The sequence below is a fragment of the Hymenobacter sp. HDW8 genome, from assembly GCF_011305775.1.
GTDB classification, from domain to species: domain Bacteria; phylum Bacteroidota; class Bacteroidia; order Cytophagales; family Hymenobacteraceae; genus Hymenobacter; species Hymenobacter radiodurans.
This window is the reverse complement of sequence record NZ_CP049907.1, coordinates 4,498,750-4,512,254: the sequence shown is the minus strand read 5'-3', so window position 1 is coordinate 4,512,254 and position 13,505 is coordinate 4,498,750. Positions and strand designations below refer to the sequence as shown.

Sequence of the window (13,505 nt, the reverse complement as noted above, 5' to 3'; positions counted from 1 at the left end):
AAATAACTTATTGTTCAGCATCAGCCGCCTCATAACATACCCGGCCTACGCGGCACTCAGCAGCTTCCGCCACCTCATCATCCGGACCGAACGACTCCATTGTACGCAAACACCAACAAGTGGCGGTCATTCCGTCGACTAAAAGCCAGGGCTGCTCTCCTCCTTCATTCGTACCTAAGCCAGTTTTGCTACGCAAAAACCGACAGATCCCCGTGTGGTTTTCGAATTCAATGGGAATATAAGTAGGCATATAAATAAGCTATTCAACGGCGCTTCAACCCCTAGCCCCTTCTCCTAGGGGAGAAGGGGGACTAGTTCTAATAACTAGATGGCTAATACTAACTAGTTTGCTAGAAACTAAAGCTAGTTCCCCTTCTCCCCTAGGAGAAGGGGCTAGGGGTTGAGGCCCCTACGCCTCCCCGGCTTTTAGGATAGCGCGCTTCACGATGGCGGCAAAAATCGGCACCTTATAAGCATTGTGTTCTAGGGGCGTAGCACCGGCAGTCGCTGCTTGGCCGGCGGCGCGGGCGGTTTCTTCATTTATGGGTTTACCAATTAAGGCGGCTTCGGCGGCGGTGGCGCGCAGTGGAACGGGGCAGCGGCGCCCAGCACGATACTCGCCTTGGTGCAGCGGCCATTTTGCTGCTCCAGCACTACGGCAACGTCGGCCAGTGCCCAGTCGTAGCTTTCCCGCTCCCCGAATTTGATATACCACGAGCCAGTACCAGCCGCGGGCGCGGGCAGCAGCACATCGGTAATCAGCTCATTGGCCTGAATAGCGTTTTCGCGTTTCACATCCTTATCCGGCGTCACGAAGAATTGCTCCAGCGGCACGCGCCGCACACCTTGCGGACCAGTCAATTCCACCTGCGCCCCAAAGGCCACCAATGCTGTGCTGATGCTGGAGCCATGCACCGCCGAGCACACCGCGTTGCCCATGATGGCATGGTACTTATTCTCAGCGCCAGGCTGGTTCGCGAAGCAAACGGTACCGCCTTTTTTTAGGCACTTAAAATTCTCGTTACGGAAATACCAGCAGTGCGGACGCTGCATAATATTGCCCCCCAGCGTGGCCGCATTACGCACTTGGGGCGTAGCCGCGTGGCTGGCCGCCTCGGTAAGGGCGCGGAAGTCTTTTTGCAGGTCGCCATCGCGCTCTAGCTGAGCTAAGGTGACCAAAGCGCCAAGGTGCGTGCCTTCTTTGCCGGCATTGCGAATCGCATCCAGCTTAGGCAAATTGCCAATCCCTACTATGCGAGCGGGCACCAACACGTGCTCCTTCATCAAATCCAGCACGTCTACGCCACCAGCTTTGAAGATGGTGGCCGACTCCGGCTTGGCATTCACCAGCATTGCGTCGGCTACCGGCGTCGTGTTTTGGCCCGTAGCCTGCTTGACGCTTGTGGCGTCGGTCCATTGAAAGGCGTTCATCGTGCTAAGTCGTTAAGTAGGCAGTATTTGCTAGGTAGGAAGTGAAGTAGCCTAAGCTATACCTTGCCTAGTTTCTGTTTGGATCTGGCCAGCGCATTCAGAACCCGCTCCGGAGTAATGGGCAACTCGTAAATACGCACGCCAATGGCGTTATACACCGCATTAGCCACGGCCGCAGCGGTGGCTACGTTCGCAGATTCGGCAATACCCAGCGCATCGGTTGAACTGGTAGCCGTGTATTCCTCTACCATGATGATGTCGATTTGGGGTACCTCACGCGAGCCCAGAATCTTGTATTGGTCGAGGTTGGCGTTCATCATGTGGCCGTAGTTGCGGTCCAGGTGGCGGTTTTCGTACAGCGCCCAGCTGATGCCCTGCAAAATTCCGCCATTGATCTGGCTTTCCAGCGCCAGCGGATTGATGGGCCGGCCGCAGTCGTGGGCGCCTACTACGCGCTCCACTTTCACGTAACCTGTTTCCGTATCTACGGTCACTTCCACAAACTGAATTCCGCCCGATTGACCAAAGGAAATGCCCGGCCGAAAGAAGCCGCCGTAGTCGTCCTTGCGCTTTTCTGTGGCTGCTATTTGCTGGGTTGGGAGCTTCTGGGCCGCTTCGCGGAAGCTGATGCTTTTACCGCCGTTGCCCTTCGCCACAATTTTGCCCCCCACAAACGCCAACTCACTAGCAGCCACACCCATACTCGGTGCCACGGCGGCCAGCAGCTGCTGACCAACTTTATAAGCGGCCGTACGAGCGGGCGGCGTAATGGAGCCGGTGGTTTTGCTGCCACCCGAGCCTGGGCCAGGCGGATAATTCGTGTCGCCGATGCGCACGGTTACGTCGGTGGGTTGCAGACCCAATTCTTCAGCTACAACTTGGGCCAGCACCGTGCGGATGCCCGTGCCGAGGTCCTGCACGCTCGACATAATCTCCACGGAGCCATCCTGATGTAAGCGCACTTCACACGACGAGTCCATATCAATAAAGCGCCCCCACTCCGATTGAGCCGCACCCATCCCGCGCTTCACCACGCCGGGCGAAGCGCCGGGCGCTTGGCGCTTACTCCAGCCAAAACGCTCAGCGCCTACGCGTCGCTGCTCGCGGCGCATCTCGCTCTTGTCAATTTTGTCGCGCAAGGTTAGGGCATCCACGCCAACTTTTTCGGCCAGCTCATCAATGAGCTGCTCTAGGGCAAATGCCCCCTGCGGGGCACCCGGCGCACGGAAAGCCGCACCGGGTCCGGCATTGGTCAGTACGTCGTATTGTTCGCCCTTGAAGTTGGGGTTGGTCAGATACATGGTTTCCGCAATCCAGCCCACGCCCGCGCCCAGGCCCACACCCGCAGTCCCATGACTAACCAGCTGCATAGCCGTGAGCGTACCGTCTTTTTTGGCCCCAATGCGCAATGTTTGCACCGTACTGGGCCGATTACCCACGGCAACATGCTCTTCCCTTCTATCCAACATAATACGCACAGGCACCCCCGTTTTCTTCGACAGATTCATGGCGGCTACCCCGTAGTTACCGGCCCCATATTTGGCCCCAAACCCGCCACCCATAAACTCGGTGATGACGCGCACCTGCGTTTTGGGCAGCTTGAATAGCTCGGCCATTTCGCTACGAGCCCCGGCAGTGTCCTGCGTGGAGAGGTATACGGTCAGGCCGTCGGGGCGGTAGTCGGCTACCATACCGTGGGTTTCCAGCGGCGCGTGGGTTTGCACTTGGGTTCTGAACTCGCCCTCTACAATGATTTCGGCTTCCTTGAAGCCTTTCTCGACGTCGCCGCGCGAGCCGCCAAACATGCTTTTCGTGGATGGGCCGCGCACGTTGCCTTTCTGGGGCAAGCCACCCGCCGCGCCGCCGCCGCCACCACTTTCCTCCATGCTTACCTGTTTGCCACCGTACACCAGCGGCGCGTCGGGTTTGCGGGCCTCGTCCATATCGGTCACGAAGGGCAGCAGCTCGTAGTCTACTTTGATCAGGCGGGCAGCTTCATCAGCGGCTTGCTGGGTGGTAGCGGCCACGGCCGCAATGGGCTGGCCAACGTAGCGCACCTTCGGAAATTTGCCCCCCGTAGACTGCACTTTGGGGTTTTTGTGGTTGGGGTCGCGCTCAATGGCAGAGCCCATCACCGTTTCAATAATATACACCGCCTTCACGCCCGGGTAGCGCTCGGCGGCGCTGGTATCCACACTCTTTACGGTGGCGTGCGGATGCGGCGAGCGGTACATGCGCCCAAACAGCATCCCCGGCAGATTCACATCATAGGTATACTTGGCTTGACCTGTCACTTTCAAATGCGCGTCGAGCCGGCGGGTACGCTTGCCCAGCACGTTGAGCTTGTCATTTACGGCCAGCACGGGCGGCTCATCGGCCGGCACCTCGCGGCTGATGGTTTTCAGATTCACCCCCGGAATGCCCACTGGCATTGTCAGCGACTTGGTAGCGGCTGGCGCGGCCGAACCGATAGCCGGAGCAGCAAGCGCGGCGGCAAGCGCGGCGAACTTGCCCTCCTTCTTCGCCGACTTTTTGAGTTTACGGTAGCTGGCCATAATCTATCCTTTGGCGGCCTGAGCCTGATTTTGGGAGTAAGCAATGCCGGCCGCGGCCAGCGTCGCCTCAAATACTTTCGGATACGTACCGCACCGGCACAAATTACCGCTGGTAGCCGTTTTCACGTCCTCGAGTGTAGGCTTAGGGTTGCGCTGCAGGAGACTAGCGCAGCTCATGACCATGCCCGGCGTGCAAAAACCGCACATGCTGGCATCATGAACCACAAAAGCTTCCTGCACAGGGTGCAGCTTGCCGTTTTTGGCTAAGCCTTCGATAGTCGTTATTTCCCGCTTGCCTACTTCAATGGCCAGGGTCATGCAGGAGTTGACGGGCGTAGTATCGAGCCACACGGTGCAAGCCGAGCAGGCACCCCGGTCACATACTACTTTGGTGCCCGTCAGGTTCAACTCTACGCGCAGCACTTCGGCTAGCGTCTGGCGGGGCTCAATAGCCACTTTTTTCTTGTCGCCGTTAATCTTGAGCGTGATGCTAGTGCGCCCTGGACCGACGGTGTCGGGCGCCGGGGCGGCCTCCGCCCCCGACAAGCCAGCAATGCCGCTGGTCATAAGCACGCCCCCGGCCGCCGTGATGCCTGCACCTTTCAGGAAGCCGCGCCGCGACAGGCCCCGGCCCGCGTTGGCACTTTGTTCAATGTTCTCTTCGGGATCTTTCATCTAGCTTAGAAATAAGAAAGCGCTTGAGTAGAATACGCGTCCAAACGGCTGGGGGGCTTTTTTAGGCCTCAGCAATGCAGGTCAGTTCAGCCACGGATATTGCTTACCATACGAAGGTTGATCAGCTATGACTAAGATAAACAGATCATTCCAGAAATACCTTGAAGCTACATTTAGCAGCTGATTGAAAACACTCGCACACAGAAAAGCCTGACTCTAGAGTCAGGCTTTTCTGTGACTAATTGGCGCTTATTTGCTAACGCTGACAAGGGCCAGGCGTCGTGGAAATGACACCCGCTCGGCCAGCTTCGCAAGCGTTGTTGTAGGTTTTGCCGTCGCAGCCGCACACCGGATCTACATTCGCAGGGCATGGCCCCGAACTGATTTTGTCTTTGTCAATGCAATTCGGGTCCGGATCTGAGTCGGAGTTGCAGGCCATCAGACTAACTAGCAGGAAGCAGAATAATACATTTTTCATGGTTCTGAGCTGGCTGAGGTGGAAGTACTTAGTGGAGCCTAAAAAAGCCCCCCAGGTTGCATTCACGATGGTTTCATGCCCAGATAAAATAAGAAACATGCCGCTGGCACCTCCCTTTACAGGCTGTATCTTCGTGGAAGCAGAGTAACGAAGCAGTGGAGCCCCAGCCCGAATATCGCAAAATCATTCACCTAGACATGGATGCCTTCTACGCCTCCGTGGAGCAGCGCGACAACCCAGCGTTGCGCGGCCGGCCCGTAGCCGTAGGTGGTTCGCGGCAGCGGGGCGTAGTAGCGGCGGCCAGCTACGAAGCGCGGGAGTTTGGCGTACGCTCGGCCATGGCATCTTCGGTAGCGCTGCGCAAATGTCCCGAATTGGTATTCGTCAAGCCCCGCTTTGATGTATACAAAGCAGTTTCGCGGCAGATTAGAGCCATTTTTGCCGAATACACGCCGCTAATCGAGCCAGTTTCGCTGGATGAGGCCTACTTGGACGTCACTCAAAACCTCAAGCAGATAGCATCCGCTACGCAGGTAGCCCAGCAGATACGTGCTGCTATTCTAGCCGAAACGCAACTCACAGCCTCGGCCGGCATTTCCTACAATAAGTTTCTGGCCAAGTTAGCCTCCGACTACCGCAAGCCAAACGGGCAATTTGTCATTCGGCCACATCAGGGCCTGGCGTTGGTTGAAAGCTTGGCCGTGGGGCAGTTCCACGGTATCGGCCCGGTTACGGCGGCCCGCATGAACCAGCTGGGCATCTTTACCGGCCTCGATTTGCGCCAACAAACGGAGGCATTTTTACGCCAGAACTTTGGCAAATCGGGCAGCTACTACTATGCTATTGCCCGTGCGCAGGACAACCGTCCCGTGGTAGCCGACCGGATTCGTAAGTCCGTAGGCTCCGAAACCACATTCGAGCAGGATTTGGCCAGGTATGAAGAACTAGTAGCAGGAATTGCCCCCTGCATAGAATCGGTGTGGGAGTATTGTGAGCGCACCGAAACCAGAGGCCGCACAATTACGGTGAAAGTAAAATACGCTGACTTCCAGCAGGTCACGCGCAGCCGTACAGCCCTAACCTCTGTTCATTCCAAAGCCATACTCGAGCAGATAAGCTTAGAACTACTAACCGGCCTGCTTCCCTTATCCCAAGGCGTCCGACTACTGGGCGTGTCTCTGTCAAATCTGGATATCGAAGAAGTTGCTGGCCGACAATTAGCCCTAATTTTTTAGGATTCAGCGTAGATACATGAAAACGAGAAAGTATCTCCTCCAAAAACCCTAAATCTCTACGCTGGGGGGCTTTTCCGCTTGTCAGGCTCATCCATTACCTACCTCAATCGATTGAGATCGGTCAATTTATAAGGTCTTATTTCGGTAAAAGCACATGATTTTATTTGCAAATTGTTGGAGTTTATAGTACTCTTAACAAGAATTTCGCCCAACATCACAACTCTCTACTAACTTATGAATGCCCTCATAACGTCATTGCGAGTTGATTTGGCCCTTGTAGCCCGGTGATGTCAGGCCAGTAGCCACACATTTTTTTTGAGCTTTTACACAATCGTTTGTGAATGAAGCTTGACACAATCGATTGTGCATCTTATTATTTTTCATCCCCACCATTCCCCACTTCATGAAAAAGCCTGTACCCAAACTGAGTCGGTTCGCTATTCCGGCTCTTCTTTGCTGCCTGCCCTTTCAGCCCTACACGGCAGCAGCGGCTTCTTACGCTAATTTCCTGGCAAGCTCACTCACCTTCCAAACGCCTGATGTGACCATCAATGGCCGGGTGACAGACGAAAATGGAGAAGGCCTGCCGGGCGTGAACGTGGTGGTGAAAGGCACCACCAATGGCACGCAAACGGGTGCTGATGGCAGTTATACCCTAACCGCCCCCGACAATGGCACCCTCGTCATTTCGTACGTAGGTTACACATCGCAGGAAATTGCCGTAGGCGGCCGTACCACTATTAATATAGGCCTGGCTCCAGATGCCAAGGCGCTAAGCGAGGTCGTGGTAGTTGGTTACTTAACAGAAGACCGTCAAAATGTAAGTAGCTCCGTGAGCAGCCTCGACGTAAAAGAGGCAAACAAGGCGCCAGTAGCTACGGCTACACAAGCCCTGCAAGGCCGTCTGCCCGGCGTACAGGTTACTGGCAATGGTGGCCCCGGCGCGGCACCCATCGTTAACATCCGGGGTATTGGTACGCTGGGTAATGCCGGCAGCGGGCCGCTATATGTAATCGACGGGCTGTGGACGGATAATATCAGGGATCTGAATCCGAATGATATTGAGTCCTTGACGGTGCTGAAAGATGCCTCTTCAACCGCAGTTTATGGCTCCAGAGGCGCAAATGGTGTAGTTCAGATTACCACAAAAAAGGGCAAGGCTGGTGCTCCATCTATTAACTTCAATGGGTACACGGGCGTTGAAAGCGTGTACAAGCAATATAACCTGACCAACGCTAGCGAATGGGCCGACCGGGCCGTTATTGCTTACCGGAATGCGGGCTTAGATCCATTGAATAACGGCCAAAACAGCTTGGCTGGCGCCGTGAAAGGACCAGGTGGAGCTTTCAACCCCGATATTGATACCGATTGGCAAAAGGAGTTTTTCCAGACGGGCCGGGTCGAAGATTACAACCTGTCTTTCTCTGGCGGCTCCGCAGGGGAGAAGAACGCTACCAACTTCCTGATTTCGGGCGAATACTTTCATCAGGAAGGCATCGTAAAAGGCCCCGATTTTCAGCGCTATAGCCTACGCCTCAACTCTGGCCTCACCCGTGGGCGCTTCCGTCTACAGGAGAATGTGCAGCTGACGCACTTGAGCGCAACCCTGCTCAACGGCAATCCTTTCATCGACGTGCTGACCATAATACCCAGCATTCCGGTGTATGACCCGGCCAATGAAGGGGGGTATGGTACCGGCTCGCCCATTCTGAACACATTTGCCACCAACCCAATTGGTGCCCAGGAGTTGCTGCAGCGTACGCAGTCTGACAACCGCCTGGCGGGTAACATCAGCGCCGAGTATTCCTTCTTCGATTTTTTGACTTACCGCCTGAACGTGGCCGGAGATGGCCATACTTACAGCAATGCGGATGCCCAGAAGTCTGGTATCCTGCGGCAGAACACCCGCATCAATACCTCGTCGCTTAATGAGTTTTTAGGCTATGACCTCTTCCTATTGGGAGAGAACACCTTGAACTTCAACAAGCGCCTGGGCGACCATACGGTGAATGCGCTGGTAGGTGTTTCGGAGCAGAGCTTCCGGGCGCACAACATCCAAGCGGGCGGACAGGGGTATACGCCTGCTGGGGGGCAATATTTCTTTGAGCTGAGCGCCGCCCCAAAGGTGGGAGTTGTGCAGGGCACCTCATACAAGTACACGAAGCGCTCCTTCTTCGCGCAGGCTACCTACGATTACAAAAACCGCTACCTGCTGTCCGTCAGCGGACGCCGCGACGGTTCCTCCCGCTTCACGGAGGATAACCGCTGGGGCAACTTCGGTGCTGCCTCGATTGGGTGGCGCATCAGCGAAGAGGATTTCTTCAAGAACTCCCTGCCACAAGTCAACAACTTGAAACTACGCGCTAGCTATGGTGCGAATGGTAACGATGCCGTAGCTGGCGCCGCCGGCGGCAGCTACCTAACGCAAGCTATTGTAGGGCAAAATGTTAACTACGTAATCGGCACTGACCAACGAATTGTAAACGGCTCTTCGCAATTGGCGCTGCCTAGCCCCGATATTCGCTGGGAAGAACGGTACACGAAAGATGCCGGTCTGGACCTTGGTCTATTTGACGACCGCCTCACACTCTCCACTGATTACTACATCTCCGAGACCCGCAACGCTTTGGCTCCAGTGCAGGTGCTTACTTATCTGGGTCACTTTGGCGCTACGCTATTCCAGAATGCTGGTGATATCGAAAACCGGGGTTTCGAGTTGGCTTTAGGCTACCACGAAAACAAGAACGCCTTTACCTACGGCGCCGACTTTACTCTTACCACTGTTAAAAACGAGGTTACCTCCCTACCCGTTGTAGGCCAGGTATTGGAGGGCGGCGAGCTTCTGACTCGCTCGGAAGTAGGTCGTTCGCTCGGCGAGTTCTACTTGATTCCCTTCGACGGCATTTTTCAGTCGCCAGATGAGGTAGCTAATTATAAGAGCTCCAACGGCACCGTTATTCAGCCCTTCGCTTCCGCCGGCGACGTGCGCTACCGCGACACCAACGATGACGGTCGGATTAATAATAGCGACGCCGTGTACTCGGGCAAATCCATTCCTAATCTGCTGATGGGCCTGAACCTGAACGCTGGCTACAAAGGCTTTGATCTGTCGGTGTTCTTCAACTCAGCGAGCGGCAACAAGATTTATAACCAAGCCCGCAGAGACCTGGAAGGGTATGCTGGCCCGAATAACTACAACGCCGACGTAGAGCCCTGGTCCGTGGAGAACCCTTCTTCCTCTACTCCTCGCCTGCTGCAGGGTGGCGGTGCTGGCAACCTGGGCTTAGCAGCTGCTTCCAACTCCCTTTTCAACACCACGCGCTGGCTGGAAGATGGGTCGTACATCCGGCTGCGCAACATTCAGCTTGGCTATACCCTGCCTCAGTCACTGACCAGCAAAGTACCTAGTCTGGGCAGCGTACGCGTGTATGTAACCGGCCGCAACGTATTCACCATCACCGATTACACAGGGTTTGATCCGGAGATTACTGGCACAGGCTTCTACAGCCGCGGCGTCGATATCAGCTCTTACCCCAATGTGCGCAGCTTCACGGGGGCATTCAGGTCAACTTCTAAATCACGACGGGGCGTTGCAGACTCAGCTGTGCCCTACCCAAATCGTTTTCTTTACTTAGATGAAAAGCAATAAAATAATCACGCTTCTACTCGCAAGCGGTCTGTTTATGACCTCGGGCTGCGAGAAGGATCTACTGGACCAAAGCAACCCGAATGCTCCCACTAAGGACAATTTCTGGCAAAACGAGAGTGATGCTGTGAAGGGGGTATTTGCAAGCTACTCAGGCCTGCAGCAGTTTGCCTGCTACTACCGCAGCTGGCACTTTATGGCCCATCGCTCCGATGAGTCGTTTAGCGCGAGCCCCTTCGTAGAGCTGGCCAACTTTACGCGCTTCATTCAGCCCGACGTGGACTTCTTTATCTCGTCGTTTGCCTGGAACGACTACTACCGGACGATTTACCGGACGAATCAGGTAATTGGCCGCGTGCCGGGCATTACCATGGATGAGACGCTGAAAAAGCAGCTGGTGGCCGAAGCCAAGTTTGTGCGGGCGCTGTCGTACTTCGATATGGCTTACTTCTTCGGTAATGTGCCACTGATTCTGGAAGAGCCAAATGACGTGAATGCCCGGGCGCCCCAAGTGTCGCAGGCTGAAGTAGAAGCGCAGATAATTGCCGACCTGCAATCAGCTATTCCTGACCTGCCGCTTTCATACGGCAACAACGACAAGGGCCGGGCAACGAAAGGCTCAGCGCAGGCACTATTGGCTAAAGTGTACATGCAGCAGCGCAAGTGGGCAGAGGCTTCGGCGCTGTTCACGCAGCTTGCGGCCTCGGGCCAATACGACCTGGTGCCTAATTACCTCGACAACTTCACCGACACGAACGAAAACAACCGCGAGTCGGTGTTTGAGGTGCAGTTTACGGGTTCAGTGCTGGAAGTTGGTCAGGGACAAGACAACGGCTCTGCCTCAGAAAGCCATGACCGCCCCAACTTCTTTGGCCCTCCCGGTCCTACGTTTGCCGACGTGCAGCCCCGCCGCTGGCTACTCAACGCCTACACGGATTCGACAGTAGGGTTTGCGCCAGGCAGCACAACAAAGCACATGATTGACCCTCGGCGTGACATCAGCATCATTCACTCGGGCAACCCCGACCGCTTCTATGGCCGCACCTTTCAGCAGTGGAACTGGAACCCCAACCAGCAGTACTGGCGCAAGTATCTGAATGACCGCACCCGCACGGACGAGAACTTTTCGTCGGGCATTAACCACCGCGTTATTCGCTACGCCGATGTGCTGCTGATGCAAGCGGAGGCGCTGACCCAACTCGGTCAGATAAGCGCTGCGCTTCCCTTGGTCAATCGGGTACGCGCCCGCGTCGATCTGCGTCCTCTCACGGGTACTTTCACGCAAGCCTCCATGCTCCAGGCTATCTATTCGGAACGGGCTAAAGAGCTGGCCGGTGAAGGCACGCGCTGGTTCGATATCCTGCGCTGGGGCCTGATGGATAATCAGGCAGGAATTAATGAGCTCATTACCCGCGATACGGACTTCACCAACTTCCGTTTGGGCACTTCTAAGCTCCTGCCCATTCCGCGCCGCGACCTAGGTATCGACCCCAATCTCAAACAGAACCCTGGCTACTAAGCGATTGATTCATCACTAGACCAACAGCCGCTCTGGCCCACCGCTGGAGCGGCTGTTTTTGTCTGATACATACTTAAGTGTGGTTGCTATGCGTGTTTTTGCCCCCCAGACGAACTTCTGCCATCCGCGGCACTTCGTTTCCCGACTATGGCTGCGCTGTCTGTTGGTAGCTCTGTGTGGGTGTATCAGTGCCCAAGCCTACGCTTTGCAGGGGCTTACGGGGCTGCACGATCCATCTACCATTGTTAAGGATGGCGACCGGTATTGGGTGTTTGCCACCGGCCAGGGTATTTACAGTATGTCGTCCACGGACCTCATTAACTGGACCCCAGGGCCGCGCGCAGTATTCGTCAACAATGCCTATCCGAGCTGGATCAATACCAAGGTGCCAGGTTTTCAAGGCAATTTCTGGGCGCCCGAGTGCTTCTACATGAACGGAAAATTTCATCTGTACTACTCTTGCTCTACTTTCGGCTCTCAGGTATCGGCCATCGGGTTGGCTACCAACGTGACGCTGGACCCCAGCAGCCCCAACTACCGCTGGGTGGATCAAGGCGAGGTCATTTCAACTACCACCAGCAGCAGCGCCAATGCCATCGATCCGGCCGTATTTCGGGATGCAAATAATAATGTGTGGCTTACCTATGGCTCGTTTTTCGGTGGCCTGCGCACCACGCAGCTTAACCCGAGCACGGGCAAGTTGCAAGGCACCACCGAGTTTAGCGTGGCCAATGGTGACGTGGAAGCGGCCCACATCATGCGCCACGGCAACTTCTACTATCTGTTTATCAACCGTGGTGCCTGCTGCCGGGGGGCAAATAGTACCTACTTCGCGCAGGTTGGGCGGTCGTCGTCGCCTTCCGGGCCTTTTCTCGACAAGAATGGGGTCGATTTGAATAACAACGGCGGCACAACTGTGCTCAACTCCTCGGGTCGCTACATTGGGCCGGGCCATATTGGTGTGTTTGAGGAAAATGGCGTCAGCTACGTTTCACACCACTATTATGATCGGGATGACAACGGCAACCCCAAGCTCGGGCTGGCAAATCTGACCTGGGACGCCACCGATTGGCCCGTCATTAGCCGCGACTGGGTGAAGCCGGGCCGCTATGAAATTGCTAACAAAAACAGCGGGCTTGTGTGGGATGCCTGGGGTTGCACTGGCGTATCGGGCCAGATGATTGCGCAGGGCACGAAATCAGGCTTGACCTGCCAGCAATGGGATTTCACGGCGCTGGGCAACGGCGAGTACAAAATAACCAATGCGCTGGGCAGCCTCGCCGCCGATGTATCGGGCTGTTCCCCCGACGCCGGGGCCAAGCTGCAGCTCTTCACCGATAATGGCTTAACGTGCCAGCGCTTTCGCCTGGAGCGGGCCAACGATGGCACCTTGGTTTTCGCGTCTGTTAATGGTAATCGGGTGGTGGAAGTGCCTTCGGCTTCTGCGGTGGCCGGTATACAGCTCGGCCTTTGGGACTATAATGGATGCGCATGCCAACGTTGGACATTGGCTCCAGTGGGCACACTTACTGCGGCCAGTACTCCAGCGCTCTTAACGGAAGTAAGTATCTACCCTATTCCAGCTATCCGAGGAAGCTTTACAGTAGAGCTGGGGGCAAAAAAATGGGCGGTGCTGTCACGATTCAGATCTTCAACCTACAGGGCAGGTCAGTGTACCAAAGCAAATTTGCCCCCCAGCAGGAAAAGGTAGCGATAGACGCGGCTTTGGCGCCGGGTGTATACTTGGTGCAGGTGCAGCAGGCGGGTAAGCGCATGAATCAGAAGGTGACTGTTGAGTAGAGCGGGGCTGTGAAGTAGAGAGCCAAAGACACAAACGATTGTGTAATTCAACAACTCTTTCTACTTTACATACCAAATCTGAAGCTGCTCTTACCATAATCTACCCTCGTTAGTACCTATCAGCTTGCTCCAAGAGATTTATCTCTAGCAATTTAGTAGTAAACTA

General features: G+C 55.5%; 11 protein-coding genes. 5 read left to right on the top strand and 6 right to left on the bottom strand.

The genetic code is table 11. The features are described 5' to 3' along the window. Nucleotides 1–7: 7 nt before the first annotated feature. From G7064_RS19205 to G7064_RS19185, 6 genes are all read right to left on the bottom strand, one after another. Nucleotides 8–250: a hypothetical protein gene (locus tag G7064_RS19205; protein WP_166074863.1), complete on the bottom strand. Its 243-nt coding sequence runs from the start codon at nt 248–250 to the stop codon at nt 8–10. Nucleotides 251–409: 159 nt separating this feature from the next. Beyond that, entirely contained in the window at nt 410–544 is a 135-nt protein-coding gene (locus tag G7064_RS23345; RefSeq protein ID WP_410505559.1) for a hypothetical protein, read from the bottom strand. Nucleotides 545–555: 11 nt separating this feature from the next. Next, nucleotides 556–1,431 carry an FAD binding domain-containing protein gene (locus G7064_RS19200; RefSeq protein ID WP_205711146.1) on the bottom strand — a complete coding sequence of 292 codons (876 nt, stop codon included), beginning with the start codon at nt 1,429–1,431 and terminating at the stop codon, nt 556–558. Nucleotides 1,432–1,487: 56 nt separating this feature from the next. Further along, nucleotides 1,488–3,986 (bottom strand): xanthine dehydrogenase family protein molybdopterin-binding subunit, encoded by a 2,499-nt coding sequence (locus tag G7064_RS19195; RefSeq protein WP_166074862.1) that lies wholly within the window; start codon nt 3,984–3,986, stop codon nt 1,488–1,490. Between the two features lie 3 nt (nt 3,987–3,989). Continuing rightward, complete coding sequence (locus G7064_RS19190) at nt 3,990–4,661, bottom strand: (2Fe-2S)-binding protein (protein ID WP_166074861.1); 672 nt, start codon at nt 4,659–4,661, stop codon at nt 3,990–3,992. 256 nt (nt 4,662–4,917) lie between these two features. Continuing rightward, the gene (locus tag G7064_RS19185; RefSeq protein WP_166074860.1) at nt 4,918–5,139 is read right to left on the bottom strand and encodes a Kazal-type serine protease inhibitor family protein; all 222 of its coding nucleotides are present in this window, start codon (nt 5,137–5,139) and stop codon (nt 4,918–4,920) included. A 197-nt stretch (nt 5,140–5,336) separates the two neighbouring features. Between G7064_RS19185 and dinB the strand changes: the two genes are divergently transcribed. The 5 genes from dinB to G7064_RS23340 all read left to right on the top strand — a co-directional run bounded on the left by dinB (nt 5,337) and on the right by G7064_RS23340 (nt 13,339). Beyond that, entirely contained in the window at nt 5,337–6,374 is a 1,038-nt protein-coding gene (gene dinB / locus G7064_RS19180) for a DNA polymerase IV (RefSeq protein WP_240935897.1), read from the top strand. A gap of 403 nt (nt 6,375–6,777) precedes the next feature. Further along, nucleotides 6,778–10,023, top strand: coding sequence for a SusC/RagA family TonB-linked outer membrane protein (locus G7064_RS19175; RefSeq protein WP_166074858.1), 3,246 nt, complete (start codon nt 6,778–6,780; stop codon nt 10,021–10,023). Further along, nucleotides 10,010–11,539: a RagB/SusD family nutrient uptake outer membrane protein gene (locus tag G7064_RS19170; RefSeq protein ID WP_166074857.1), complete on the top strand. Its 1,530-nt coding sequence runs from the start codon at nt 10,010–10,012 to the stop codon at nt 11,537–11,539. The genes G7064_RS19175 and G7064_RS19170 overlap by 14 nt, the downstream gene beginning before the upstream one ends. A gap of 88 nt (nt 11,540–11,627) precedes the next feature. Further along, nucleotides 11,628–13,250, top strand: coding sequence for a family 43 glycosylhydrolase (locus G7064_RS19165; protein WP_166074856.1), 1,623 nt, complete (start codon nt 11,628–11,630; stop codon nt 13,248–13,250). Further along, entirely contained in the window at nt 13,211–13,339 is a 129-nt protein-coding gene (locus G7064_RS23340) for a hypothetical protein (protein WP_410505512.1), read from the top strand. Before G7064_RS19165 ends, G7064_RS23340 begins: the two co-directional genes overlap by 40 nt. The last annotated feature ends 166 nt before the right edge of the window (nt 13,340–13,505 follow it).